The sequence below is a fragment of the Hymenobacter glacieicola genome (genome assembly GCF_014640315.1).
In the GTDB taxonomy this organism is placed as follows: domain Bacteria; phylum Bacteroidota; class Bacteroidia; order Cytophagales; family Hymenobacteraceae; genus Hymenobacter; species Hymenobacter glacieicola.
Genome location: NZ_BMGS01000003.1, coordinates 314,174 through 340,651, shown reverse-complemented (window position 1 = coordinate 340,651; position 26,478 = coordinate 314,174). Strand labels below are relative to the sequence as shown.

Sequence of the window (26,478 nt, the reverse complement as noted above, 5' to 3'; positions counted from 1 at the left end):
GTTTAAGCTCGCCAACTCGCCCATTCACCACTTCACCTCACCCCGATCGGGTAGTCGGGCTCGATGTTGGGCTGAAGGTGCAGCTTGTTGGCGTCCAGGTCGAGGGCTGCCAAGTGGCGCAGCTCGGGGTTGTGGCGGTACACGCAGCCAGTATCGAGGCCGATGGCGCCGGCTTGCTGCTGAACCTGGTGCTCTACCTCAGTGGTAGGGGTGGGAACGTGCCCGTGCACAATGCGGCGGCCACCGGTGCGGGAGGCGTCAAATACAAACTCCTTGGTGTTAAGCATGGTGTGCCAGTCTTGGCGCATCTGGGCGGGCGGCAGCCGGAAGTTAAAGCCAGCGTGAACCAGAATAAAGCCCGGAATTTCAAACTGGTAGGGTAAGTCATTGATCCAGCGCAGGTAGCGCTCCGGAATATCCTCGGGCCGCTCCACCCCGAAGCTGTGCACCGTCAGTTCCCGGTCGGCTACGGAGCCCCAGGTTAGGGTTAGCTGGCCCTGGGCGGCGTGCAGCAGGTCCTGGTCGTGGTTGCCGCGCAGGCACACCACGCGGTAGCCCCGCTCCGGTAGCTGCATCAGGTATTCCAAAACACCCCGGCTGTCGGGGCCCTTGTTCACGTAGTCGCCCAGCACGTACAGCTCATCCTGGGGGCGGAGCTTGAGCTTCTCTTCTACTAAATGACGCAACGACAGCAGGCAGCCGTGCACATCGGTGGTAACGTAGCGGGCCATAGCAATGAGGTAGGCAACTGATTGATAGACAAAGAAAAAGCACCTACCCGCGGCAGGTGCTTTTTCTTCAGAAAGCTAGGCCTAGCTACGCGTAAGGCGCCTTGCCCAGGTCGGGTTTTTCCAGGTTGCGGTTGGGATGGCGCTGGGGGGCGTCCTGCGCCTCCTGCTCCAGTTGATCTTCTATCTGTTCGTCCCGGTCGTTAACAGGCAGATTGCCAGCGCCTTTGGGCTGCTCGGTTTGGGTAGGGCTACCCGAGGGGCGTTTCGACTGCTGGTTGGTATTATTGCTTTTGTAGGGCATGGCGTTCGAGGTTCAAGTTTGCTTTCAAAAAGATAGAGCGGAACATTCGAGAGCCGGGCTGGGGCCCGGGCCAGCGCTACTGCACAATGGCAGTATCGGAGGCGTTGGGGTCGGTAAGATCGGCGTTAGTGCCTTGGCGGGCCAGTTCATCATTGTTAGGCTGGCGCTGTTCCATCTGGCCCATGCCCACCCGGGAGTTGGGGTTGCGCATTTCGTCGCGGCCGGGGCGGTCGTCGTCCGCATCCAGCTCATCTACGGGGCGGCGGGGCTGCAGGTCCGGGTCCCGGTCCTGGGGCATGTCTTGGTTGGGCAAATCCTGGCGGCCCTCTTCATTGCTCAGGAAGGTTTCCTGGCCAATGCGCTGGTTGTCATCGGCATTTTCGTTTACAGAAACGGCCGTGATGCCGCCACTGCTGTCCGTGCCGTAGCCCTGGGGGCCACCCATCCGGTCGCCAAAGCCGCCGCGGGCTTCCTCGTTCTTGGGCGGATTAGCCCCCGGAATGATATGGCCGGCAGCCAGTTCTTGTTCAGTTGTATCGTCGTTAATGACGCGGATGGGGCGGTCGTTCGGGTCAATTGCCATGGCAAGGGTAGGTATCAGGTTGGCAGAGAGTATAAGCCATTGTACTACGGTTTCGGCGTTTGGGTTTAGGTAGCAGGCCGGGCAAAATCCCTACTCTCCCCTTACCTGCGTAAGCTGGCTCCGCATCTGTCTTCTTCCAACTCTTGTTAGACAGCCCGGCGGCTTCAACACCAGTCCTGCTCTTGCTTTATCCGTATTTACCCTCATATTATTGTGGTATAAATACGGGTTTACATTGTATTTACTCCGGGGCGACAACCTTGGCCATACAGGTCAGTACTACTTGAGGCCGCTACCCTGCGTCTTTCCAGCCTACCTCTGTTCTGGAAAAGCTCTGTTCTGGAAAAGCGTAGGGTAGTGGCCTACATATTCCACCTTAACCACACACGCCATGCTAGCAATGGAATACCGGGGCCCCAAGCGCATTCGGGTCACCCAAAAACCAATGCCCGAAATCCTGCATCCTGAGGATGCGATTGTGCGGGTAACGCGGTCTTGCATCTGCGGCTCCGACCTGCACCTCTATAACGGCAATGTGCCCGACACGCGTGTGGGTCAGACTTTCGGGCACGAGTTTACGGGCGTAGTCGAGGAAATCGGCTCCGAAGTAACCAAGCTGAAAGTAGGCGATAATGTGCTCGTGCCGTTCAACATTGCTTGCGGCAAGTGCATCTTCTGCAAGCAGGGCCTGTTTGGTAACTGCCACGAGGGCAGCCCACAGGCCACGGCGGCCGGCGGCTTCTTCGGCTATTCGCACATCACGGGTGGTTACGACGGCGGGCAGGCAGAGTACGTGCGCGTGCCCTACGCCAACGTAAGCCCCACCGTCATTCCGCCCGGCATGGACATCGAAGATGCCGTGCTGCTCACCGATGTGGTGCCCACCGGCTACCAGGCCGCCGAAATGGGCGGCATCCAGACCGGCGACACAGTGGTGGTATTCGGCGCGGGCCCCGTGGGCATCATGGCCGCGCGTTGCGCCTGGTTGTTTGGTGCCGGCCGCGTTATCATCATCGACAAGGAAGAGTACCGGCTGGAGTTTGCCCGCAATTATTCCAAGTGCGAAGCCTACAACTTCGAGGAAATCGGCGACCCGGTGCTCTTCATCAAAAAGCAAACCGACTGGATAGGCGCCGACGTCTGCATCGACGCCGTAGGCGCCGAAGCGGCTGGCAATGCCCTGCAAACCATTACGGGCCGCAAGACGCTGCTGCAGGCCGGCTCGGCTACGGCCGTGCACTGGGCTATCAACTCGGTGCGCAAAGGCGGTGTGGTGTCCATTGTGGGCGTGTATGGCCCCACTGACAACCTCGTGCCGATCGGCAACGTGCTGAACAAGGGCATCACCATCCGGGCCAACCAGACGGCCGTGAAGCGCCACCTGCCGCGCCTCATCGAGCACGTGCAAAACGGCGTGCTCAACCCTAAAGGCCTCATTACCCACCGCCTGGCGCTGGAAGACGTAGCGGATGGCTACCGGATGTTCTCGGCCAAGCTCAATAACTGCATTAAAACTGTCCTCATCCCGTCTACCGCCGGCATGTAACGCGCTGCTATCATGGAACCCATCACTCAAAATCCGTCGCAGCTCCCGGGCTGGAACATCGACAACGACCCTGAAAACGACCCCACGTATCCGATGCGCACGCGCACCCCGGATGACCACAAAGGTTACAGCTGGGAGCGCCCTACCCAGCAGCCCATCAACATTGAGGTACTACACTCGATTGAGCGGCCCAACGTCACGGCTGTGTTTGGTACCTCGGTGCCCCCTAGCGGCCTGAGCGGCGTCATCCGGCGCTTCGCCTTCAAGTACAGCGAAAACAGCTACTTGCACTGGCTACCCCTACTGCTGGCCGACCGCGTAAACGTGGTGGAAGGCATCGTGGAGGATCTGGGCCACGGCAAGGTGCCCAACATCTTCGCGGAGAAAGGCTACGCGACCGAGTGGAAGCACAACCGTACGGCTTTCGTAGCGAAAATGACAACTATTGCGGTGGTGACGGTAGGTAGCATCCTTATCCTGACGCGGGATAAGAAAAAGAAGCACAAATACCGCTACTAGTTTCTGACTGCCAGGCTGGTAACAGCTACAAACGACAACTCCCCCGCTGCCAAAGTAGCGGGGGAGTTGTCGTTTGTAGAAGGGTAGGGTGCTCTAGTGAACCAGTACGCCCGCGTCTTCCGAGGCGGCCACGGGCTGCCCAATAATCCGGCGGCCCACCAGCTGAATCAGCAGGGCCAGCAGAGCCGAAGCCGCCATAATCGCCACCATGGGAACGGCCGTGCGGGTGTTGAACACGCTAACCCCGAAGGATGCCAAGGCGCCCACGGCCATTTGAGTGGCTCCCATCAGAGCCGCGGCACTGCCGGCATTCTTGGAGAAAGGCGCAATGGACAGGGCCGCCGCATTTGGGTTAGCGAAGCCCAGGCAGCACAAAAACAGGAACAGCATCAGGACGGTGGCTTCCAGCCCAAACCAACCCAGGCTGGTGCCCAGCAAGAAAACCAGCCCGATAACGGATTGGCAGATCATAGCCACCAGCACAATCTGCGCGCTGCGGTAGTAGCGCAGGACCCAGCTATTCACCTGGCTGGAGCCGATAAAGCCTACGGAGAGCAGTGCGAAAATCCAGCCGTACACCTTTTCACTGGCCCCAAAGATATCCATGAACACCAGCGGGGAGCCCGAAACGTAAGCCAGCAGCCCGCCAAACGTCATGGCGCCGGTAAGGGCGTAGGTAAAGAACTGAGGATTCCGGAGTACCGACCAGAACGTGGTAAGAATGGGTCGCGGGTGCAGGGAGTACGTCGGGTCGGGCTGGTAGCTTTCCGGCAGCCAGAAAACGCTGGCCAGCAGCATCAGGGCCCCCATGGCGAACAAGACCAGAAACACCGACTGCCAGCCGTAAGCCGCTATCATGTAGCTGCCCATGGTAGGGGCTAGCATGGGCGAAACGCTGATAACCAGGGTAAGCAAGGAAAACACCTTGGGCGCGTCCTGCACCGGAAACAAGTCGCGGACCATGGCCACGGCTGCCACGGTAGCGGCGCAGCTGCCCAAGGCCTGCACAAAGCGCAGGGCAATCAGGCTGTCGATGCTCGGGGCCAGGTAGCAACCCACCGAAGCCAGCACGTACAGCAGCAGCCCCACGTACAAAGGTTTTTTCCGGCCGAAGCGGTCCAGCAGCGGCCCGTAAAGCAGCTGCCCCGCCGAAACTCCAATAAAGAAGCTCGACAACGACAAGGATACTTCGGCGACGGTAGTGTGCAAGTCCTGGGCAATGGCCGGAAAGCCCGGCAGGTACATGTCGATGGAAAAAGGACCCAGGGCCGACAAGGTGCCCAGAATCAGAATCAGGAAAAAATAGCGTTGCTTACTCATGCAAATAGGTAGGACAGGCCGCCGAACCCGGGCGGCCTTCCAGAGGAATTCGAAGTTTCAGAAGTGGTTGGGGCTCTAAACCAGTGAGAAGCCGAAAAGATTTATCGGGCCGCCACGTAGGCCGGCTCACTACCCCCAGCGGCTCAAAGGTAACGGACAAAGGCCGGAGCCGCCTGGCGGCCTGGCTAGTTTGCGCCAGCCAATCGTTGAATAACAATTTGCGGTGGGTGAGGGCTACCTTGCGCTACCGCCTTTACTTGCCTCGCTCATGTGGACTGAACAAGACAACGCCCTTTCCCGCACCTTCCGCTTCCAGGATTTTAAAATGGCCTTCAGCTTTATGAGCGACGTGGCCGAGGAAGCCGAGTACCAAGGCCATCATCCCTGGTGGAGCAACGAGTACAACGTCGTCAGCTTCCGCCTGCGCACCCACGACGCCGGCAACACGGTCACGGACAAGGACCGCACCCTGGCCGCCGCCATCGACCAGCTAGCCGCCGAGTACGGCGGCGCATGAGGTGCAGGTAGTTATCAGCTGCTGGTTTCTAGTTGTCAGTTGGTAGTTGCTGATTGTCAGATTCAAGTATGAAATCTTGACGTGAGGTCAGCAACTAGAAAGTGGACAATAAGTGATATAGAATGAACGTCATGCAGAGCCGGAGGCGAAGCATCTCGCGGGCTGACATTGCAGTATTCGCGCAATAAAGCAGGAGAGGTGCTTCGGCTGCGCTCTGCATGACGACCTTGTGTACACCGTAGGTTGTTACCGTTTACTTGTTATACCTATAACAATGGCTAACCAACCACTACCACTTAAAAGCCAACAACTATCAACACTGCCAGCAACTTCTACCTTTGCTGCTTATGACAACTGCTGCTCCTGCCCCCACGCTTCTGTACCTCGTGCCCACGCCCATCGGCAACCTGGAGGATATTACCCTGCGGGCCATTCGGGTGCTGGGCGAGGTAGACGTGGTACTGGCCGAAGACACCCGCACCAGTGGCCGCCTGCTGCAGCATCTGGGCCTGAAAAAGTCTATGCTCAGCTACCACCTGCACAACGAGCATCAGCAGGTACAGCGCTTGCTGGAGCGCCTGGAAAAGGGTGAGACGATGGCCCTGGTATCAGATGCCGGCACGCCCGGAATTTCCGACCCCGGCTTTTTGTTGGTGCGCGAGTGCCTGGCCCGGGGGCTGAAAGTGGAGTGTCTGCCCGGGGCTACGGCCCTGGTACCGGCCCTGCTGAAGTCGGGGTTTGGGGCCGAGCGGTTCACTTTTGAAGGCTTTCTGCCGGTGAAGAAAGGCCGCCAAACCCGCCTCAAGGAGCTGGCCCAGGAAACCCGGACCATGATTTTTTATGAGTCGCCCCACCGCATTGTAAAAACGCTGGAGCAGCTGGCCGAAGTGCTGGGTCCGGCGCGCCTGGCTTCCGTTAGCCGGGAGCTGACCAAGCTGTTCGAGGAAACCGTCACGGCCCCGCTCGCGGAGCTGGCGGCCACCTTCGCGGCCCGCGCGGCTATTAAGGGCGAAATTGTGCTGGTGGTGCAGGGCCACAAGGAAGAGCGCACCAGAGAAGACCGTTATACCGAAGAATAAGAACGTAGTGCTGACGAAATCATCGAATCCTGTGGCTGGCGGCACGCCTGGCACGGCGGCTGCCCTACCCGCTGCGGGGCTGAGCTACTGGCTCCCGAGCCTGCTGGCCTTGCTGGGCGCGGCCTTGCTGTGGCTGGGCTGGCCCGTGCACCCGGCTCCGCTGGCCCTGGTACTATTGGTAGCCTGGGTGCCGTACCTGTATCTGGAGCAGCTACTGACGGCGCGCGGCGCCAGCGGCTGGAAGGTGTGGCGCTACAGCTACCTGCTGCTGGTGCTCTGGAACTTGTTCACGACGTATTGGGTGAGCTACAGCACGTTGGGCGGCGGCATCACGGCCGTTATCTGCAACGCCCTGCTGATGAGTTTGCCGCTCACGGCGTTCTACCACACCAAAAAACGCTTCGGCCCGACGCTGGGCTACCTCTCGCTACCCATCTACTGGATTGCCTTCGAGCAGCTGCACCTGCACTGGTTCCTGACCTGGCCCTGGCTGACGCTGGGCAACGGCTTTGCTCAGGCCAACCAGTGGGTGCAGTGGTACGAGTACACCGGCTTTCTGGGCGGCTCTGTGTGGGTGTGGCTCGTGAATCTGCTGGTGTTTGGTGCCGCTTTCGGTTTTAAGAGTTCCACATGGCCACTAGCGGCTGAAAAGGACCCCGGATTAGTAAGATGGAGTTGGGCAGTTATAGCCGTGTTGGTTCCTGTCGGGCTTTCCTACCTTATAGCCAGCCAGTACCAGGAAAAAGGCTCCACGGCTGAGGTGCTGGTGATTCAGCCCAACGTGGACCCGTTCAATGAGAAATTCGAGGGCGGGGCCAACTTCATTCCGCACGATTTGCAACTGCAGCGCCTGCTCACCCTCACTGAGCAAAACCTGACCCCGCAAACCAAGCTCGTGCTCTGGCCCGAAACCTCCCTCGACGAAACCTACTTCGAGGCCACCATTGAAACCTACCCCAAAATCCAGCGCCTGCGTCAGTGGCTAAGCCAGCACCCCGGCGTGGAACTGATAACCGGCCTGACCACCGTGGGCCAGTACGGCCCCCGGAAGGAAAACGCCAGCCCTACCGCCCGCTTCCGCGAAGACCTGGGTTACTATGACATCTTCAACGCGTCCCTGCACCTGGGCAGCGCTACCGCCCCCGCCGAGTTCTACCACAAGAGCCGGCTGGTGCCGGGGGTAGAAGGGGTGCCGCCGTGGCTGTCGGCCTTCGTGATTGATTTGGGCGGCACGGCCGGCGGCCTGGGCTCCCAGCCTGAGCGCACCGTGTACCGCACCGCTACGCCGGGCCTGAGCGTGGCGCCCGTAATCTGCTATGAATCAGTGTACGGTGATTTTGTGGGCGACTACGTGCGGCAGGGCGCTTCCCTGATCGGCATCATTACCAACGACGGTTGGTGGAGTGACTCGCCGGGCCACAACCAGCACCTGCAGTACGCTACCCTGCGGGCCATTGAAACCCGCCGCGACATTGCCCGCTCGGCCAACACTGGTATTTCGGCCTTCATCAATCAGAAAGGCGAAATTACGCAGCGCACCGGCTGGTGGGAGCAGGCCGTGAGCCGCGCCACCGTGCACCTGAACACTGAGCAAACCTTCTACGTCCGTCATGGTGAGCTGATTGGCCCTACCTGCCAGGTGCTGGCCGTGCTGCTCCTGGTGCTGACAATGGTGCGGGCGGTGCAGGCCCGAAAACAATTGATCACTTAATACCGTCTGTCATCCAGAGCCTACGCGAGGGACCTCTACCGCCGTGCTACTTCCCAAAGTCAGCCCGTGGTGGAGGTCTTTTGCGTAGGCTCCGGATGACAGTTTTTTCTGAGGATACTACCTTCACCCCATGGATTACAATCAACTCAGCTTTCAGCTTGCGGCCGTTACGCGCCACGCGGGCCAGTTTATTCGCCAGGAGGCCCTGACCTTCAACCGCAGCCACATTGAAAGCAAAGGCGTGCACGACCTGGTGTCGTACGTGGATAAGGAAACCGAGAAGCTGCTGGTGGCCGGGCTGCGCGAGGTGCTGCCTGAGGCCGGCTTCATTACGGAGGAAGGCACCGAGGGTGCCCACCGCGCCGAGGAATACAACTGGATTATCGACCCCCTGGACGGCACTACCAACTTCGTGCACGGCCTGCCAGTATACTGCGTGAGCGTGGGCCTGATTCATCATGGCGAGTTGGTGGCGGGCGTGGTGTACGAGGTAGTGCGCGACGAATGCTTCCGGGCTGCCAAAGGGGCCGGTGCTTTCTGCAACGAGGAGCCCATCCACGTTTCGGATGTGCCGGACCTGAACAACTCCCTCATTGCCACGGGTTTCCCCTACACCGATTTCTCCCAGCTCAACGAGTACCTGCAGCTGCTCAGCGCCTTTATCCAACGCTCCCACGGCGTGCGCCGGGTAGGTTCCGCCGCCGCCGACCTGGCCTACGTAGCCGCTGGCCGCTTCGAGGGCTTCTTCGAGTTCAACCTTAACTCCTACGATGTAGCCGCCGGCATCCTGCTGGTGCGCGAGGCCGGCGGCCGCGTCACGGCTTTCCTGGAGGAAGGCGACCCGCTGTTCGGCCGCCAGGTAGTAGCCAGCAACGGCCACGTCCACGAGGAAATGCAGGCCACCATCCGAGAAACCTGGAAATAGAGAGTCTTCTGTCATCTTGAGCGGAGCGAAGGATGACAAGCGTGAAAGTGGAACTAATGAACCAGCCGCAAACTTTTCCCGGCGCGTCGTAGTTTTGTGACCATCATGTGGATACAGTATCTCATCATTGCCTTGCTTTTTGCCGGCGCCGTCTTCTACGTCGGGCGCATTTTCTGGCGGGCTTTCTTTGCTAAGGACCAGGCGGGCTGCGCCAAGGGCTGCGGCGGAGCTTGCTCCGTACTTGACGTCGACCGGCTGCAGCGCACCATTGAGCTGGCCGCGGCCCGCGAAGGCACCGGGCGCTAGCCGCTCGATATTCTTGCGACGGAATATAACCTGCCCCCGTGCTGGCTACGTATAGCCGGCACGGGGGCTTTCCGTTGCTGGCCCTGCCTGCCTACCCCCGGAACCATTCCCTTCCCCGCTTACAAACGCCCCTCATTATGCAAGACAAAGAAGAAGAACGCTCGCTGGTTAACGTAGAAAGAAAACTCAACGAGGAAGGCTTTAAAGCTGATTTCGGCGTGCAAAATGGCCGCCTGTACGCCATGAGCGACGAAAAGAAAACCTACGGCCCGGAAGACGTAACGATTGTGGATTTCTACCGCTTCGAAGGGGAAAGCAACCCCGATGATATGTCTATTCTCTACGCCCTGGAAACGGCCGACGGTGTGCGCGGTACGATTTCCTCCGCCTACGGCACCTACGGCGACTCCGATGCCCTGGAGTTTCTTAAGCAAGTAGAAGACCTGGGTAAAAACCTGAGCAAACGCTTTAAGTAAGCTTTTTCGCCCTGCCTGTACTTTTCCGGAGTGCGCCGCAACTGTAGTTGCGGCGCACTCTTCTGTTTCTGCCCTACCCAATCTCGACGCTATGAAAACTCCGCTGCCTACCCACCCGCTCCGTTCCGCTCCTGACCTGGACCCGTTGCTGGACGCCATCGGCGACGCGCGCATTGTGTTGCTGGGCGAGGCCTCGCACGGCACTTCCGAATATTACACCTGGCGCACGGCCCTCTCCAAGCGGCTGATTCAGGAAAAGGACTTTCAGTTTATAGCCGTGGAAGGCGACTGGCCCGACTGCTTTGCGGTAAACGCAGCCATTAAGCAGGACCAGCCTACCTATGGCAGCGCCGCCCAACTGCTGAGCACCTTCAACCGCTGGCCTACCTGGATGTGGGGAAACTGGGAAATTGCGGCTCTCGTGGAGTGGCTGCACCAGCACAACCGCCAGCGGCCGCTAGCGCAGCGCGTCGGCTTTTACGGCCTGGATGTGTACAGCCTCTGGGACTCCTTGCAGGAAATTCTGCGCTACGTGGAAAAGCAGGGCGACGGGGCCGTGCATGCTGCCCACCAGGCCTTCCGGTGCTTTGAGCCCTACGGCGACGACCCCCAGGAGTATGCCCACGCCGTGGCCTTCGTTTCTGATGATTGCCAGGATGAGGTAACGGAAATGCTGCGGGCCCTGCGCAAGCAGGTGGCAGCCCAGCAGCCCGACGGCCTGCTGGCGCGGGAACAGCAGTTCAACGCCGAGCAAAACGCCCTGGTGGCCGTGAATGCCGAACGGTACTACCGGGCCATGATTGAGGGCGGCTCTGCTTCCTGGAACGTGCGTGACACCCACATGATGGAAACCCTGACGCGCCTGCTCGACCTGCACGGGCCTGACAGCAAAGCCATTATCTGGGAGCATAACACCCACATCGGCGACGCGCGCTACACCGATATGCGCCGCGAGGATATGGTAAACGTCGGCCAGCTTGCCCGCCAGGCGTACGGCCGCGACCAAGTGTTTGCCGTGGGTTTTGGCTCCTACCAGGGCTCCGTTATTGCGGGCAAGAAGTGGGGCGCTACCCCCGAGCGGATGACTGTACCGGAAGGCACCCGCGGCTCCTGGGAAAACCTGCGTCATCAGCAGTTACAAGGAGAAAATGCCCTGTTACTGTCCCAGGAGCTGCGCGGCCACGAGGCCCTGCAGAAGTCCATCGGCCACCGGGCCATTGGGGTGGTGTACCGGCCGGAGTTTGAGCGGTTTGGCAACTACGTGCCCTCCATCATCCCGGACCGCTACGACGCCTTTCTGTTTCTGGACCAAACCCAGGCCCTGCACCCGCTACCCACCCCCCAAAACGAGCACACGCCCCCCGACCTCTACCCCTGGAACTACTAAGCAGCTTCCAGCTTATCAGCCGCTACCCAGCCCAGTCACGACAAAGTTGCTTTGCTACGTGCAACCATTCATGCAGTGCTGTCAGAAACCAAACCTAGTAGCACCGCTTGAGTAGGTGTATATGGCTGGCTACAAGAATCTTGTGGAATGGTTTTCTTAAATCGTTCACCTACTGCCGTACTACCCCAAAGCGGCCGCCTGGTACGTCGAGGATGATTGTCTGCTGGCTGAAAGGCTCGTTGCCCAGCATGCCGCCCATGCCGGAAAAGCGCATTAGCAGGTTTTGCATCAGGCTGGTACCTTCCACGTAGGTTACCGTGCCCAGGGGAATGGCGGCCTTGCTCAGCTGCACCTCGGCTGCCGTAGCGGTTGTGTAGGTAGTCAACTGCCGGCCCATGGAGTTGGACGCGGCCGTCTGGACGGGCGCCTGCGGACGGGCCAGTTGCTGCCAGATGGACTGGCTGGTCAGTAAGGCAAAGGCGCTGCTGCCGGAATCAAAGAGCAACTTCTCGGTTTTGCCTTGCACCTGAGCCGTCAGGAGCACGCGGCGGCTGGCATAATCCAGGGGCACAAACTCGGTGCGGGGCAGGAGGCTGTCGGGCGCTTCCGTGCTGAGGCTAAAGCGCTGCCGGGCGTAATCCAGGACCATCACCCGGCCCTCGAGCACATCAGCCCCCAGCGTACCAATAATAAAAGGGGCGGTGCTGTCGGCCGGCATCTCAGTGGCACCGTACTGCAGGGCCCGCAGGTGGCGTGCCTGTACGGTGGCTTGGCCTAAGGTAAACTCGACGTCGTGGAGGGTGTCGGCCTGGGGTAGCAGCCGTTGGGCCGTGGCCGGGTACTGCCGCCGAAGCGCGGTCAGGGAGTTGGCGTAAAGCAGGGAAGTAGGCGCGCCGGTATCAAACTGAAGGTAGCACGTGCGGGGGCAGCCGGGCAGCGTTACGGGTACCAGCAGCGAAGCATGGGGCACCGTAGGGCGGGCCGAGCCAGCGTACCAGACGAAGGCACTGGTGGTGGGCAGCCCCGTAACGGAAAGCTGATTGGCTGCTGGCTCAAACTTCTGGCGCATGTAGAAGTAGCCCCCAATACCACTAACCAGGAGCAGAGCAAGTACGGCGAGCAGGACGTTGCGGAAGATTTTCATGGCGCACAAAGTGGAGGTGAGTTGATGGGCCAAAGGTGCCTGCTTTCCCTCCCGGGCCCGTGCGTCATCTACCCGTCATTTACCCGCCATTTGTTGCAAATTGCTATAAATCAAATGTATATGATGGTTGCTTTATAGCCGAATCCGGTACAAATCCAGGTGGCCCTGGCGTAGCTGCCAGCTGTTGTAGCCAATAATCAGCACGTTCAGGCCGTAGGTAATGGCTACCATAGCCACGTACACGCCGGGTAGCACCGGCCGGTAGTGAGGAGCTACAGTCAGGTGCACTACCAGCACCAGCAGGAAGGCGAAGAAACTGCCGACCTGCCATAAAATCTGAAAGCCTAGTACTTGCCGCCCTACTGTGGCCACATGCTCAACCGAGTGGCGCCGGGTCCGCCAAAGCCACCAGGGCACTACCAGATTCAGGAGCGGCACCACCAAAAAACTCAGGGCACTTAGGTTTAACAGCTGTAGAAAGTCGGGGTCGGACCGCAACTTTCGGCTGACACTTGCCGCTGGTTGAGCTACAAGCACTGGCGGAGCGGCAGCCTCCGTGGGCAGATGTAGCGCGGCGTTAGGCGTCGTGGTGTCGGGGGCTAGAACCAGTTCCGCGGGCTCCTTCCGGAAGGCATCCAGCGGCACCTCCAAGGCCGTGGCCAGGGCTTGCAGCGTGTAGCCGCGCGGCACGGTGTCGCCCTGCTCTACCCGCTGAATCGTGCGCAAACTCACCCCCGACTGTTCGGCCAGCACTTCCTGCGAAAGGCCTTTACTTTTCCGGATAGTAGCAATGCGGGTAGCCGAGAACATAGGAACAAGGTAGAAGGGCAAAAGCTGTCAGCAAGATAGGCTTCTACAGCTATCCAGGGAATGCGGATAGTAAGACAGAATCGTCATTCCTCGACAAGCTCGGAATGACGGTCTTGGTAGAAGTAGGTAATCACCCTAGCTAAACTCATACCCTTCGGCCCTCTTATCCTCCTTTTACCCCCACACCTTGGTGCCTTCGGTGCAGTTGCGGCACATCTCAATCTGGTCGCGGCCTTTGAGCAGGGAGGCGCGGAAGCGTTGGTACTTGGGGCCGTGCCAGAGCTGGCGGAAGGTCTGGTTTTTCAGGTCGCCGAGGCGGTACTCGGCATCTTTGTCGAAGCAGCAGGGCACTACCAGTCCATCCCAGGTGATGACGCAGCTATGCCACATCTTCCAGCAATGGTTGACGAGCTTGTTCTTGATGCTCCAGGTGCCATCGGCGGTGTTGTTCTCGTAGCGCGAGTAGTAGTCGATGGTCGGAATCAGGGGGGAGCCGTGGTGGTAGTCGTAGATCTGGGCAGTTTTAAACCACACATCATCTACCCCCAACTCCCGGGCCAGCTGTTTGGCCTCCTCAATCTGGTGCTCATTGGGGCGCACCACCAGAAACTGGAATACCACCCGCGGCGTCTGCGACTTCAACTCCCGCCGCCACTTAATCAGGTTCTTGGTGCCTTCCAGCACTTTATCCAGCTTGCCGCCCACGCGGTACTGCTGGTACACGTCCTGGGTGGTGCCGTCGAGGGAGATAATCAGCCGGTCCAGCCCCGATTCTACCGTGCGGCGGGCGTTGGTGTCGTTGAGGTAGTGGGCGTTGGTGCTGGTAGCGGTGTAAATGCCCTTGCCCGAGGCATATTGCACCAGGTCCAGGAAGTTAGGATGCAGGTACGGCTCGCCCTGGAAGTAGAAAATCAGGTACCAGAGCCGGGAGGCTACCTCATCAATGGTTTTGCGAAACAGCTCGTCGGGGAGCATGCCGGTGGGCCGCGTGAAGGAGCGCAGGCCGCTGGGGCATTCCGGGCAGCGCAGGTTGCAGCTGGTTGTCGGCTCAAAGCTCAGGGCCACCGGCAGCCCCCAGTGCCGGGCCTTGCCCGTAAGCTTGCTCAAGATATAGCCTCCTACCACCTGCGCCCCGTTCCAGACGCGGCCGGGGGTAGCTTTGGAAAAGAAGTTGAGTCCGTCGGTGAGTAGGGAAGCCATGCGAGAAGTAAAGGTACAGCCTCCGGGCTGAGCCGGAAGCAGAGACAGAACAACTAAGGTTTAAATCTGACTGTCGGCAGCGAAAATAAGTGGACCATCGCCCCATCACCAGGTTAGCGCCGTACCCCTGAGCCTCGCGCCGATGTCATCTCAGTGCAGGCTAGTTTTAGGGCCGATGCCCTAGAGTAACTAGCTGATAAACCAGAGGATGCGGGTTCAGTGGTAGGTCGGGCTAGCTTGGTTGAATATCGAATATTGCTAATACAATTAGTTGCACAACCTAAAAATATTGGCCTGCGTTAAAGGTGCATCATCACTTTGCTACTCGCCATGAAAATACCAGTTGAAGCAGGACAGGAAAAAGGCTTCCTCCCCGACGGCCGCCATACGGTTGAAATCACCGACATCCAGGAAGGCACCAGTGAGCACCAGAACGTGCCCTTCTTTGCAGCGCGAATGGAAAACGAGGAAGGTTTCATCACCCAGCGTTTTTATACCTCGCCCAATGCCATGCCCATTCTCCTTTCGCTGTATTCCGCAGTAGGCATCCAGCCCGAGGCAGGCAAGGATTTGGACACCAAGCAGCTACTAGGTAAAAAGGTGTCGGTGGAAGTAGGAGAGCACAGCTACGCCGACCCCGCTACTGGCAATGAGCGCACAATCAAGCAGGCTACGGGCTTCCGGACTGCTTAACTAGTGGTAACCGTACGTAATACAGCAGAGCCGCCCGAATGAGATTAGGGCGGCCCTGCTGTATGCTGGCTACAAGATTGGTACTTACTTGCCCGCCGGTAGCGTGCTGCTGTAGGTATTGGCCTTGCCGAAAGACTCCTTGATTTCGTCCACGGCGGCGCGGCTGCTCAGGCGCTTGGGCTTGGTGTTGAGGAAGGTACCATCCTCGGCCAGCAGGAAGTAGCTGGGCACGTCCTGCACGGCGTAGGCGCGGGCAATGGCCGAGCGCAGCCCGCCCGTCGTACGCACATGTACCCCCGGCAGCTTCTTGCTGACTACCAACTGCTTCCAGGCTCCCTCGTTTTCGTCTAGTGCTACGTTCAGGAACACGATGTTCTTGCCTTCAAACTTCTTAGCCAACTCTGCCGCGTAGGGTAAGTCGCGCAGGGCTAGGCCGCTGGTAGTGCGCCAAAAGTTGAGGTATACCAGCTTACCGGCAAACTGCTTCAAGCTTACCGTGTCGCCTTTAGCCGAAATCAGACGGAAGTCGGGGGCCGGGGCTCCAATGGCAAAGGCCTTATGCGTATCGAAATCCTGGCGCAGCAAGGGGTAGTACTGGTTTTTAGCGTCGACGGAGCGGAAATCCTCCAGCATAGCTGCCGACTGTTTCACGTGCCCAAAACGGAAGGACTCCTTCAATACCCGCCCCATGATGATGGGCTTAACGGGCCCGTCAAGCTGCTTCTTGGCCAAATCGTAGCACACTTGGTAGAAATCAGGGTCGGAGCGGAGCTTGCCGTTGCTGGTAGCCAAGTAATGCACGTAGTTCAGCAGAAACTCCTGGTACTGCTCGCTCTGCGCGGCCGCTGGATTGTTAATCAGCGCCTTATCGTTGAGAAAATCGTAGTACGTAGGCGACATCTTCAGCCGACTTTCGGTAGCCACCACCTGCTCGCGTAAGTCCTGAAAGGTCAGACGGTCATTGGCGTAGCTGTAGGCAATTTCGGCCTTGAGGTACTCCTTAAAAGCCGGGCTCAAGCCCTCTGTTCCGCCTTCCACAAACTTTTGCTCCTCCTTGCGGCGGTAGTCCAGAAAGGACAGGAAGCCAGGTTCGTAAAGCATGATGTTGTCGGGAAGTACCTGAAAACCATCATTTTCCACAAACTTCTCGTCCATCTCCGACAGGAAGGTATTGGCTTCCGCGCCCCGGCCCTTGTAGCGCACGGTGCTGGCCAAATCCGAACCTTTGAAGCGCACTTCCAGCTGGTTGCCGGGCTCCAGGAACAGGTCCGTTACATCGTCGCCGTACACGAGGTCGGCGCGGGTTGGACCGTTCACCGTCAGGGCCAGCCGGAACTCGCCCTTGTCATCGAGCCGCGCATAGGTAATCTGCTCTTTCACGTCGAGCGGGTTCTCGCGCACCGACACGGCCACCGTGTCGGCCGTACGTCCGCTGACCTTACCGGTCAGAACCACGGTGCCTTGGGCCCGGCCTAGCAGGGGGGTGGCCAGCACGGCTGCCCACAGCAGGGCGGCGGCGAAAGTAGATCTATTGGGCATCGGAGGAGGCTACATCAGGAACAGACTGCTAAAAACGCTCAACACGGAAGCCGATTTCAGGTTCCCGTGTCAGGTATTTCGCGGTAAAAGTCAATTTCTATACCGAAGATACGGCGGAAAGGTTGAGAAAGTCCAATCCGCTCGGTTACTTTTTTCGTAACCGCCTACCCAACCCCAAAGTTTTGCACACTCCGGGAAGCCCGGCCGCAGCAGTATGGTTTTAGCAACTTTCGTGGCCGGGCTTCAGAATGAGCAGGTTAGGGAGCAGGGTTCTGGTGGCAGAGCAGTAGCTAGCCGAAAAGGCCCGTAAGCACCTCATCCAGCCTGCCCGCCGGGTGCACCCGAATACCATAGCGGGCCAGGTCCAGGCCCTTGGCGTTGAACTGCGAAATGTACATTTCGGCGAAGCCCAGTTTTTCCGATTCACTCAGGCGCTGATCCAACCGGCTCACGGCCCGAATCTCGCCGCTCAGGCCTACCTCCGCCGCCAGGCAAATTTCGTTGCGAATGGGCACATCATTCAGGGAACTGACCACGGCCGCGCACACGGCTAAGTCCAATGCGGGGTCTTCGAGGCGTAAACCGCCGGCAATGTTCAGGAACACGTCGTGCTGGCCCAGGCGCAGGCCGCTACGCTTCTCCAGTACCGCCAGCAGCATCTGTAACCGCTTGCTGTCGAAGCCCGTGGAGGAGCGCTGGGGCGTGCCGTAGGTAGCGGGAGTCACCAGGGCCTGCACCTCTACCAGCAGGGGGCGGTTGCCCTCCAACGTAGCCCCGATGGCAATGCCGCTGAGCTGCTCCGTGCGCTGACTCAGCAGAATCTCGGAGGGGTTGCTTACCTGCCGCAGCCCGGCGCCCTGCATCTCGTAAATGCCCAGCTCGGCCGTGGAACCGAAGCGGTTTTTGATGGTGCGCAGGATGCGGTAGGTCAGGTGCCGGTCGCCCTCGAACTGCAGCACGGTATCAACCATGTGCTCCAGAATTTTGGGGCCGGCAATGGAGCCGTCCTTGGTAATGTGGCCGATGAGCAGCACGGGCACGCCGGTGTCTTTAGCGTACTTCAACAGCTCCGTGGTGCACTCGCGCACCTGGCTGACCGAGCCGGGGCCCGCCTCCACAATGGTGCTGTGCAGGGTCTGGATGGAATCGACTACCACCACGTTGGGCTGGAGCTGGTCGATCTGGCGGAAGATGTTCTGGGTGTTGGTTTCGGTGAGGATGTAGAGGCCCGGGTGCTGCTGGCCGAGGCGCTCGGCCCGCATCTTGATCTGCTGCTCGCTCTCCTCGCCCGACACGTAGAGGATGCGCAGGTTGCGCAACTGCATGGCAATCTGGAGCATCAGGGTGCTTTTGCCGATGCCTGGCTCGCCCCCGATCAGCACCAGCGAACCGGGTACCAGGCCCCCGCCCAGCACGCGATTCAGCTCTGCATCGTGGGTGTTCAGGCGCGATTCTTCCTCGTAAATGATGTCGCCCAGGGGTTTAGGCTTGGCGGCTTTGGTCGTAGAACCCACCGAGGTAGAGGCCTTCCAGGCGTTGGCCGCCGGGTTGGTGTCGGTCTTCTCAATAACCTCCTCTACGTAGGTGTTCCACTCCCCGCAGCTGGGGCAGCGGCCAATCCACTTAGCCGATTGGGCGCCGCAGTTCTGACAGAAAAATAGGGTTTTGACTTTGGCCATGCCACTGAAGTGAGAGCTAGGGGAAAACTAAAGAATGCAGCTAGAAGCCAAAAAGTTTGGCAAGAAACATCTTTTATAGACCCCGGTATATACTTACCAGCCCTGGTGGTGGCCGCGCATTTCTGTTCCAGCGCCCCTATCTTTCAGTAGCTATCCTGTTCGTTTGTTTTCCTGCTCCCGTATGCTGCCCCAAGATCTTGCGCCCCTGGTTGCCTTTGCCGATCTGCCGCCGGCTACCCTGGCGTGGCTGGCCAGCCACGGCGAACAGCGCACCTATGCTCCTAACGAAACCATTATAAAGCCCGGGGACGAGGCCGAGTACATGATGGGCGTGCTGGCCGGCGGGCTGCAGTTCTACACCGTGCGCAACGGGGGTCGGGAGCCGGCTTTCCGCATTGAAGCGGGCCAGATCAGCGGGGTGCTACCTTACTCCCGGCTGCGGGTAATTAGCGGGCACGGGGTGGCTGTCGGCGAAACGACCCTATTTCTGCTGCACCGCAACCTGTTTCCGGAGCTGGAGCACGTGAGCCCCGAGCTGGTGCAGCGGCTGGTGGGCCTGATGAGCGACCGGGCCCGGCTGGAAGCCCGTACCCAGGAGCGCGACGACAAGCTGCGCGCCCTGGGCAAACTCTCGGCCGGCCTGGCCCACGAGCTGAACAACCCCGCCGCGGCCATCATGCGGGCCGCCGAAACCCTTAGCAACCTGCTGCAAGCCAAGCCCGCCCTGCTGCTGGAGTTTGTCCGACACGGCCCCGCCCCCGAGGCGCTGGCGGCCCTGGCGGCCCTGGCCACGGCCCCGGTTTCGGCCACTCCGCCCGCCGGCTCCGCCCTAACCCGGGCCGACGAAGAAGACGAGCTGGCCGAGTGGCTGGAAACCCAGGGCGTGCCCGACGGCTACCAACAAGCCGGCGGCCTGCTGGATGCCGGCCTGACCCGAACTTCCCTGGAACCGGTAGTGGCCGCCCTGCCCGCCGCCGCGCGCCCGGCCGCCCTAAGCTGGCTGGAAGGTCAACTCACTACCCGCCGGCTGGTGCTGGACGTGCAGGAAGCCGGCACGCGCATCACTACCCTGGTTTCCAACGTGAAGACGTACAGCCACATGGACCGCGGCGGCAACTTTGCGCCCCTGGACGTGCACGCCGGCCTCGACAGCACCATCAACATGCTGAGCTACTGCCTGCGCGAGGAAAAAGTGCGGCTCCTGCGCGACTACGCGCCTGCGCTACCCCTGATTAAGGGGCAGGTCAGCAGCCTGAATCAAGTCTGGACCAATCTGCTTGACAACGCCATTGACGCCCTGCCGCCGGGCGGCGAAATTACGGTGCGTACCCGCCAGGAGGGCGACTTTGTGCGGGTGTTCATCATCGATAATGGGCCTGGAATTCCGCCGGAAGTGCTGCCCCGCATCATGGAGCCCTTCTTCACTACCAAGCCCGCCGGCGAAGGAACCGGCCTCGGCCTCGACATTGCCCTGCGCATCGTGGAGCAGCACGGCGGCCGCCTGGAAGTGCAGTCGAGGCCCGGCCACACCGAGTTTGGGGCGTGGCTGCCGGTGCTGGCGCCTACCGAACAGCATTAGGCTTTCTTTGAAGCTGACTTACACCCTACGTTATCTACCTGCCTTTCTAGTCCTTTGCCTTCATGAAAAAGCCTGTTCTGCTCTGCATTGACGATGACCCGCAGGTGCTGAGTGCCATTGACCGGGACTTGCGCCAGGAGTTCCGGCGCGACTACCGGGTGCTGCGGGCCAGCTCCGGGGAAGAGGCCCTGGCCACCATCCGGGAACTCAAGGACCGGGAGGAGCCGCTGGCCCTGATTCTGGCCGACCAGCGCATGCCGGGCCTGGAGGGCGTGGAGGTGCTCAGCCAGTCGCGGGAGTTTTACCCCGATGCCAAACGCGTGCTGCTCACGGCCTACGCCGATACGGAAGCTGCCATCCGGGCCATCAACTCGGCCCGCCTCGACCACTACCTGCTGAAGCCCTGGGACCCGCCCCAGCAGCTGCTTTACCCCACCCTGCACGACTTGCTCCGGGCGTGGGAAGCCTCCTACCGGCCCCCCTTCCGCGGCGTGCGCCTCATCGGGTTTCAATGGTCGCCCCGCTCCCACGACCTCAAGGACTTTCTGGCCGGCTACCTCATTGGCTACCAGTGGCTCGACTTTGAAACCGACTCCGAAGCTCAGGCCTTGCTAGCCCAGAAAGGATTCAGCCCCAGTGATTTGCCGGTGGTGGTGCTGGAAGACGGCACGGCCCTGGCCAACCCCTCGGCCACGGAAGTAGCCCTGCGGGTGGGCCTCACGGTGCAGGCTTCTCAGGAGCTGTATGATGTGGTGGTGATTGGGGCCGGGCCGGCCGGGCTGGCGGCGGGCGTGTACGGGGCCTCTGAGGGGCTGAAAACGCTGGTAATTGAGCGCCAGGCCCCCGGCGGCCAGGCCGGCACCAGCTCCCGCATCGAAAACTACCTGGGCTTCCCGACCGGCCTGAGTGGTAGCGAGCTGGCCCACCGCGCCTGGAGCCAGGCCGTGCGCCTCGGAGCCGAGATTCTGGCCCCCCAGGAAGTAACGGACCTTTGCGTGCAGGATGGCTACAAAGTGCTGACCCTGAGCGACGGTAGCAAGGTACAAACCCGCGCCGTGGTGCTGACTACCGGCGTCAGCTACCGCACCTTGTCGGCGCCCGGCATGGACCGGCTCAGCGGGGCCGGCGTGTACTACGGGGCCGCCCGCACCGAGGCCCGCACCTGCCAGGAGCAGGACGTGTACATTGTGGGCGGCGGCAACTCGGCGGGGCAGGCGGCCATGTACCTGGCCACCTACGCCCGCCGTGTGTTCATCGTGATTCGGGGCGAGAGTCTGGCCGCGTCCATGTCGGCCTACCTGATTGAGCAGATCGGACAAACCCCCAACATTGAGCTGCTACCCTTCACGGAGGTAGCGGAAGTGTGCGGGGCCGACCATCTGGAGGAAGTTGTCATCCGGCGGCAGGGGCAGCTGGAGCGGCACCCGGCCCGGGCCCTGTTCGTGTTCATCGGGGCCAAGCCCAGCACGGAGTGGGTGTGTCATACCATCGTCTGCGACGGCAAAGGCTTCGTGCTCACGGGCCGCGACCTGGTAACGGACCCGCGCTACGCTACCTCCTGGAAGCATCCGCGGCGGGAGCCCTACCTGCTGGAAACCTGCGTGCCCGGCGTATTTGCCGCCGGCGACAGTCGGGCCGGCGCCATGGCCCGCGTGGCTTCGGCCGTGGGTGAGGGCAGCATGGCCATCAAGTTTGTGCACCAGTATTTAGATGAGTAGACCTGATTTCTAGGAATGGGAACAACTCTTTTTTTCCGGAAACTCGCTTTTTTCTTCCGAGCGCCTTTGGAATCTGTTTTGGCCTCCTGAGCGCTGTAGTAGGGGTTTGGATAGGAAACGGCCGGCCTGAAAAGGTCTGTGAGGTAGCGCACAACGCCTTTTCGGGCTTAACCAACCGTGGGCTTCGGCTGTATATAGCGCCACGACTATTCCGCCGGATAGTCAGGTTTTTTGTCGTTTTTGTGTCGAGGCGTATGCGCTCAATTCTCCGAAACTTTCCCATTCGTACGCTCCTGCCCGCTGCGGCCGCGCTGCTGCTCGGCGGCTGCGAGCTGCTGGAGTTCAGCCCCAACGATTACCGCTCGTCGGACGATCAGCAGGACCTCACGGCCAAGAACCTGGCTCGTTTGGCCCAGACCCCGCTGCCCGCTGGCGACACGCTGCGCTTTGTGTTTACCGGCGACTCCCAGCGCTTCTACGACGAGGCCGAGGACCTGGTCAAGAGCGTAAATCAGCAGGCCGGCATTCAGTTTATGCTAGTGGCCGGCGACATTTCCGACTTCGGCTTTGGCCGCGAAATGCGCTGGGTTGATGACCACCTGCACAAGCTAAAAGTGCCTTATCTCACCGTAATCGGCAACCACGACTCCGTGGGCAACGGCCGCAAAGCCTACGAGAAAATCTTCGGGCCCCTGAACTACTCCTTTACGTACGCTGATACCAAGTTCATTCTCGCGGACACCAACGGCCGCGAGTACAACTTCGACGGCAAGATTCCGGACATGTCCTGGGTAAACAAGGAGTTGCGGGATACCTCCACGCGGCGCCACGTCATCATTTCCCACATTCCACCGCAGGATGAGGACTTCGACCCGGCCGTGCGTGAGGCCTACGTGACGGCCCTGCGCAACGACCCGCGCCTAGCTTTCGAGATGAACGGCCACCGCCACGATTTCAGCATTGGCGAGCCGTTTAATGATGGCGTTACCTACATCAACTCCTACGGCTTCGAGAAGCGGCAGTACCTGATTGTGACGGTGTGGGGCGACAAGCAGTTTCGGCTGAAAAAAGTGACTTTCTAATGGTACAGCGACTACTACTGGCCGCCCTGGCGGCTGCGCCGCTGGCCGCGCTAGCGGGCTCCCACGGCCGGGCTTCTTCCCCCGACACTACGGGTACTGCTCCCGGCCTAACCCAAACCACCGCCCGCTCCGCCGACGGCCTGCCCTGGTACCGGCCCCGCCACGCGGTGGTGCAAACGGGCGGCGGGCTGGGCATGGTGGCGGCCGGCGTGGGCTACTCCCTGCGCGACCGGCTGGACCTGGACATTCTGCTGGGTTACGTGCCTAAAAAGTACGCCGGCTCCACCCTTTCGCTGGCTTCGGCCAAGCTGCTGTACTCGCCCTGGACGTTGCCGGTAGGGGAGAAGTGGAGCGTGAAGCCGCTTTCAGTGGGCGTGTACTTCAGCTACACCCACGGTACCATCAACGACGAGGAGCCCAACCAATACAGCCCCGGCTACTACTGGTTTTCCACGGATACCCGCGTCGGTCCTTTGCTGGGCAGCCGGCTGAGTTACGCCCTGCCGCCCACCGCCGCCGGCCGCAAGCGCAATCTGTCCGGCTACTACGAGCTGGGAACCAATGACTTGTATCTGATTAGCTACGTGCAGAACACCAAAGGCCTGTCGCCCGCCGACATCCTAACCTTGAGCCTGGGCGTGAAGGTAGACTTCTAGCCGCCCGCACCGTTGCTCACGCGGGTGCCTGCAGCGGCGAGTGGTAGCAACTGGGGTGCGGCAGTACCGAACCGCCCGGCGCAGCTACCCCTCCCGCTCTAAACAAACCGCCTGTCATTCGGAGCAGTGCGAAGGACCTTATCACGCTAGAACGAGTCGTTGTGACGGTTCGTGCTGACGTAATAAGGTCCTTCGCTGCGCTCCGAATGACAGGCGGTTTAAGTGTCTGGTGTATGTGGGTTTATACGTGAGGCTCACTAGGCTGAGTAGGCAGTGAGAACTTCTAAGTCAAAAAAGGTCGTCATGCAGAGCCGAAGGCGAAGCATCTCGCTTGGCTAGCTGTGTGAAAAGTATGGCAACGTCAACGGGCGAGATGCTTCACTGCGCTCTGCATGACGACCTTTTGATTCGCTGTCTACTTCACTCAATCACCATTTCACCAACTCACCATTTCACCAACTCACCGCTGGGCCAGGTAGGTAGTGCGGGCTTCGCGCAGCAGGCGCAGCAGCTCGGTGCGCTGGCGCAGCAGTTTCTCAATAACCGGCCGATTCTGCCGAAACAGGCGCAGAACCCGCAGGCGCCGGAGCCTTTCCTCTAAGTTGCCCCAGTAGCTGAGGGCGTAGAAGCCGGAGAGCGGCAGGCTGATAAAGTACAGCAGCGTCCAGCCCCAGCTCTGGGTGAAATGGTGCACCAACGCGCACTGAATCAGGTAGAACAGCGTGAACGTGAGCATGCCCGTTACCAGCATAATGGGCGCCACGAACTCCACGTCCTTGGTGGCCCGCCGGGCAATAACCGACGGAATAATGTAGGGCAGGTAGTTATTGACTGCCCCGTAGAGGTAGAGCGGGGCGCCCAGCACCAGCCGCAGCCCGGCCGAAATGGCGCGTTGCAGGCGGCTGCTTTCGTTGTTGCGGGTTTCCAGGGCGTCGTCGGTGAGGCGTAGCTCCCGCAGCTGCTGGTGGTAGGCCTGCAGCTTTTCGCGCAAGTCGCCCAGGCGGCCGGCATCCAGCTCCTCGAAGTAGCGCACGGCTTTAAGCAGCGTCTGGCTAAGTTGGAAGTTGTCGTAGAGGGTTTCCTCGTCATCCTGGATGAGGTGCTGGCCGAAGGTGCGCTCCACCTGCGTTACCAGCTCATCTTCCTCATCGGTGCGGGTGATAACTAGCCGGGACTCCATGCGGCGGCGAATTTCCTCGGTCAGCACGTCGGCGGCGCCTTCCGGGTCCTGGCGGTAGTGCTCGGCGTAGTCGGCCACCCGGATGGGCTCGGCCAGGTCCATGAACACGTCGGAGCGGAAGCGCTGCGGATCGAAGTAGTTGATACCCAGCGGCAGGATGTGCAGACCCAGCCGGAAGTCGTGCCGGGCCTCGGCGCCCAGGGCTATGCGGGCGGCACCGGTTTTCAGGGGCCGCAGCCGCCGCTCCGAGACGCTGGTGCCTTCGGGGAAAATCATGATGGTACCGCCCCGGTCAAAGTAGTCGTAGCAGCGGCCGAAGGCCTTTTCGTTCTGGGCCTCCAGTTGGGCGGGCGTCAGGGTTTCGGCCCCGGTGTCCAAGTCCTGGCGGCGGTAAATCGGGATGGAGTTGCCCGATTCCATGATGGCCCGCGAAATAGGGTTTTTGAAAAAGGTGCTCTTGGCCAGGAAAGCAACGGGCTGCCGCCGGTTTACGGCCGCTACCAGTGGATCCATGAGGGTATTGGGGTGGTTACTGGTGATGAGCAGGGGGCCCGGCATGCGAAGCCGTTCGGGGTGGCGCACCTCTAGTTTCCGGAAAAACACGCGCAGGGCCACCTGCACGAGGGGCTTCATCACAGTATAAAAGAGCATGGGCGCAAGAAAGCGGTTTTGAGTGGGTTGGGAAGTGTACTGCCAGTGCGGGCCGGAAGTTGTTGGGCTTGGGCCCGCCCGAAAGCAACCTGAGCATTCTGGGCGCAGAAGCCAAGCCAAAACCAGCCGGTATCAGACTTTTCAGGGTGGCCCCAACGGCTGGTTCGGCTCCGCGCCCGCTCCGCCGGCCGTACCAAAACAGCGGCTGCCAGCGTTGTAGGGTTACTGCTGCCCTAGCCTGCCCGGACCGGCCGCATCCTCGCAAAATCCGGCATCTTTGGGGCCCGTTCTACCGTTGCCGTCGTATGCGTTTGTTTGTATTGCTGTTGCTGTCCTGCTTGCTGGCTCCGTACGAGGGCCTGGGCCAAACTACGGCCGCCACGGAAGCCGCGGCCCAGGCAACGGCCCTGCAGCGGGTAAACCAGCTGGTGCTGGAGCGGCGCTACGAATCGGCCTGGAAGCTGCTCAAGTTTCTGGACCAGATGAACACTGACCCCGCGGTGGCCCTGCAAAAAACGGAAGTTGCCCTGCGCTACTACACGGCTACCGACGAGCTGAAACGCTTTAACTTCCGCGACTTAAAGCTGCTGGACCTCTCGCCCGACAGCCTGCGCCAGCTGGGCCAGGACTCGGTGCGCTACTCCTTTCCGGTGCGCCGGGTGCTGGAAAAGCTGCAGCAGCAGTACCCCGACAACTACAAGCTCGACCGGGCCCTCGGCGACTACTACTTCACGGTGCAGCAGTGCGACTGCGCCGAACCGGAGCTCAGCGAGGATGAGGTATTTCAGCGCACCATCAAGCACTACCAGCAGGCCCACGACCACGGCCAGGGCGACTACCTCTCGTATTTCGCCCTGGGCTACTCCTACCAGCGCCTGGGGCAGTTCAAGGAAAGCCTGGCCCCGTTTGAGCGCTCCATTCAGCTGCGCAAAAACTACCCGACGGCCCACCTGAACCTGGCCTTCGTGTACCTGGAACTCAAGGAATTCGACAAAGCCCGCAACCACGCCCGCCGCGCCGTGGAGCTATTTCCCGACGATGCCCACAAAGAGGACGCCGCCTTCCTGCTCAGCCAAATTGAGGAGCGAATGAAAACCGCCACCGCCGCGAAAACACAGTAATCTTCCTGTCATTCCAGCGCCGGAG

The 26,478-nt window shown here is 60.4% G+C and carries 25 protein-coding genes; 15 read left to right on the top strand and 10 right to left on the bottom strand.

The annotated features are described in order from the left end of the window. Window positions 1–32 precede the first annotated feature (32 nt). From IEW18_RS07380 to IEW18_RS07370, 3 genes are all read right to left on the bottom strand, one after another. On the bottom strand, window positions 33–731 hold the full coding sequence (locus tag IEW18_RS07380) for a metallophosphoesterase family protein (RefSeq protein ID WP_188557192.1): 699 nt from the start codon (window positions 729–731) through the stop codon (window positions 33–35). 85 nt (window positions 732–816) lie between these two features. Beyond that, window positions 817–1,032, bottom strand: a complete 216-nt coding sequence (locus IEW18_RS07375; RefSeq protein WP_188557191.1) for a hypothetical protein — start codon at window positions 1,030–1,032, stop codon at window positions 817–819. 76 nt (window positions 1,033–1,108) lie between these two features. Continuing rightward, a complete protein-coding gene (locus IEW18_RS07370; RefSeq protein ID WP_188557190.1) occupies window positions 1,109–1,615 on the bottom strand; it encodes a hypothetical protein in 507 nt (168 codons plus the stop codon). Between the two features lie 391 nt (window positions 1,616–2,006). On the opposite strand from IEW18_RS07370, the gene IEW18_RS07365 reads away from it, so the two are divergent. Continuing rightward, entirely contained in the window at window positions 2,007–3,161 is a 1,155-nt protein-coding gene (locus IEW18_RS07365) for a zinc-dependent alcohol dehydrogenase (protein ID WP_188557189.1), read from the top strand. 12 nt (window positions 3,162–3,173) lie between these two features. After that, the gene (locus IEW18_RS07360; RefSeq protein ID WP_188557188.1) at window positions 3,174–3,680 is read left to right on the top strand and encodes a hypothetical protein; all 507 of its coding nucleotides are present in this window, start codon (window positions 3,174–3,176) and stop codon (window positions 3,678–3,680) included. Between the two features lie 93 nt (window positions 3,681–3,773). Here the strand turns inward: IEW18_RS07360 and IEW18_RS07355 are convergent, their stop codons facing one another. Next, window positions 3,774–5,000 (bottom strand): multidrug effflux MFS transporter, encoded by a 1,227-nt coding sequence (locus IEW18_RS07355; protein ID WP_188557187.1) that lies wholly within the window; start codon window positions 4,998–5,000, stop codon window positions 3,774–3,776. Window positions 5,001–5,268: 268 nt separating this feature from the next. On the opposite strand from IEW18_RS07355, the gene IEW18_RS07350 reads away from it, so the two are divergent. The 7 genes from IEW18_RS07350 (at window position 5,269) to IEW18_RS07320 (ending at window position 11,401) form a co-directional block, all read left to right on the top strand. Continuing rightward, window positions 5,269–5,517, top strand: a complete 249-nt coding sequence (locus IEW18_RS07350; protein WP_188557186.1) for a 4a-hydroxytetrahydrobiopterin dehydratase — start codon at window positions 5,269–5,271, stop codon at window positions 5,515–5,517. A gap of 347 nt (window positions 5,518–5,864) precedes the next feature. Continuing rightward, entirely contained in the window at window positions 5,865–6,596 is a 732-nt protein-coding gene (gene rsmI / locus IEW18_RS07345) for a 16S rRNA (cytidine(1402)-2'-O)-methyltransferase (RefSeq protein WP_188557185.1), read from the top strand. Window positions 6,597–6,603: 7 nt separating this feature from the next. Beyond that, a complete protein-coding gene (gene lnt, locus IEW18_RS07340) occupies window positions 6,604–8,307 on the top strand; it encodes an apolipoprotein N-acyltransferase (RefSeq protein WP_229728632.1) in 1,704 nt (567 codons plus the stop codon). A 130-nt stretch (window positions 8,308–8,437) separates the two neighbouring features. Beyond that, window positions 8,438–9,232: an inositol monophosphatase family protein gene (locus tag IEW18_RS07335; protein WP_188557183.1), complete on the top strand. Its 795-nt coding sequence runs from the start codon at window positions 8,438–8,440 to the stop codon at window positions 9,230–9,232. Window positions 9,233–9,337: 105 nt separating this feature from the next. Then, a complete protein-coding gene (locus IEW18_RS21655) occupies window positions 9,338–9,538 on the top strand; it encodes a FeoB-associated Cys-rich membrane protein (protein ID WP_229728631.1) in 201 nt (66 codons plus the stop codon). 137 nt (window positions 9,539–9,675) lie between these two features. Further along, the gene (locus IEW18_RS07325) at window positions 9,676–10,014 is read left to right on the top strand and encodes a hypothetical protein (protein WP_188557182.1); all 339 of its coding nucleotides are present in this window, start codon (window positions 9,676–9,678) and stop codon (window positions 10,012–10,014) included. A gap of 91 nt (window positions 10,015–10,105) precedes the next feature. Next, window positions 10,106–11,401, top strand: a complete 1,296-nt coding sequence (locus IEW18_RS07320) for an erythromycin esterase family protein (protein ID WP_188557181.1) — start codon at window positions 10,106–10,108, stop codon at window positions 11,399–11,401. A gap of 169 nt (window positions 11,402–11,570) precedes the next feature. On the opposite strand, the gene IEW18_RS07315 is transcribed toward IEW18_RS07320, so the two are convergent. The 3 genes from IEW18_RS07315 to IEW18_RS07305 all read right to left on the bottom strand — a co-directional run bounded on the left by IEW18_RS07315 (window position 11,571) and on the right by IEW18_RS07305 (window position 14,555). Further along, the gene (locus IEW18_RS07315) at window positions 11,571–12,545 is read right to left on the bottom strand and encodes a hypothetical protein (protein ID WP_188557180.1); all 975 of its coding nucleotides are present in this window, start codon (window positions 12,543–12,545) and stop codon (window positions 11,571–11,573) included. A gap of 132 nt (window positions 12,546–12,677) precedes the next feature. Continuing rightward, window positions 12,678–13,355, bottom strand: coding sequence for a helix-turn-helix domain-containing protein (locus tag IEW18_RS07310; protein ID WP_188557179.1), 678 nt, complete (start codon window positions 13,353–13,355; stop codon window positions 12,678–12,680). A 174-nt stretch (window positions 13,356–13,529) separates the two neighbouring features. Continuing rightward, on the bottom strand, window positions 13,530–14,555 hold the full coding sequence (locus IEW18_RS07305) for an SPASM domain-containing protein (RefSeq protein ID WP_188557178.1): 1,026 nt from the start codon (window positions 14,553–14,555) through the stop codon (window positions 13,530–13,532). Between the two features lie 330 nt (window positions 14,556–14,885). On the opposite strand from IEW18_RS07305, the gene IEW18_RS07300 reads away from it, so the two are divergent. Then, the gene (locus IEW18_RS07300; RefSeq protein WP_188557177.1) at window positions 14,886–15,248 is read left to right on the top strand and encodes a hypothetical protein; all 363 of its coding nucleotides are present in this window, start codon (window positions 14,886–14,888) and stop codon (window positions 15,246–15,248) included. 84 nt (window positions 15,249–15,332) lie between these two features. Here IEW18_RS07300 and IEW18_RS07295 read toward each other — a convergent pair whose 3' ends face one another. Further along, window positions 15,333–16,787, bottom strand: a complete 1,455-nt coding sequence (locus tag IEW18_RS07295; RefSeq protein ID WP_188557176.1) for a TlpA family protein disulfide reductase — start codon at window positions 16,785–16,787, stop codon at window positions 15,333–15,335. Between the two features lie 290 nt (window positions 16,788–17,077). Next, the gene (radA, locus tag IEW18_RS07290; protein WP_188557175.1) at window positions 17,078–18,466 is read right to left on the bottom strand and encodes a DNA repair protein RadA; all 1,389 of its coding nucleotides are present in this window, start codon (window positions 18,464–18,466) and stop codon (window positions 17,078–17,080) included. 181 nt (window positions 18,467–18,647) lie between these two features. On the opposite strand from radA, the gene IEW18_RS07285 reads away from it, so the two are divergent. The 4 genes from IEW18_RS07285 to IEW18_RS07270 all read left to right on the top strand — a co-directional run bounded on the left by IEW18_RS07285 (window position 18,648) and on the right by IEW18_RS07270 (window position 23,501). Then, window positions 18,648–20,045, top strand: coding sequence for a sensor histidine kinase (locus IEW18_RS07285; RefSeq protein WP_188557174.1), 1,398 nt, complete (start codon window positions 18,648–18,650; stop codon window positions 20,043–20,045). A gap of 62 nt (window positions 20,046–20,107) precedes the next feature. After that, entirely contained in the window at window positions 20,108–21,763 is a 1,656-nt protein-coding gene (locus IEW18_RS07280; RefSeq protein ID WP_188557173.1) for an FAD-dependent oxidoreductase, read from the top strand. A gap of 254 nt (window positions 21,764–22,017) precedes the next feature. Continuing rightward, window positions 22,018–22,845, top strand: a complete 828-nt coding sequence (locus IEW18_RS07275; RefSeq protein ID WP_188557172.1) for a metallophosphoesterase family protein — start codon at window positions 22,018–22,020, stop codon at window positions 22,843–22,845. Continuing rightward, a complete protein-coding gene (locus tag IEW18_RS07270) occupies window positions 22,845–23,501 on the top strand; it encodes a hypothetical protein (RefSeq protein WP_188557171.1) in 657 nt (218 codons plus the stop codon). The genes IEW18_RS07275 and IEW18_RS07270 overlap by 1 nt, the downstream gene beginning before the upstream one ends. A gap of 460 nt (window positions 23,502–23,961) precedes the next feature. On the opposite strand, the gene IEW18_RS07265 is transcribed toward IEW18_RS07270, so the two are convergent. Continuing rightward, window positions 23,962–25,332: a lysophospholipid acyltransferase family protein gene (locus tag IEW18_RS07265; RefSeq protein ID WP_188557170.1), complete on the bottom strand. Its 1,371-nt coding sequence runs from the start codon at window positions 25,330–25,332 to the stop codon at window positions 23,962–23,964. Window positions 25,333–25,637: 305 nt separating this feature from the next. Between IEW18_RS07265 and IEW18_RS07260 the strand changes: the two genes are divergently transcribed. Then, on the top strand, window positions 25,638–26,453 hold the full coding sequence (locus tag IEW18_RS07260; RefSeq protein ID WP_188557169.1) for a tetratricopeptide repeat protein: 816 nt from the start codon (window positions 25,638–25,640) through the stop codon (window positions 26,451–26,453). Window positions 26,454–26,478 lie beyond the last annotated feature (25 nt).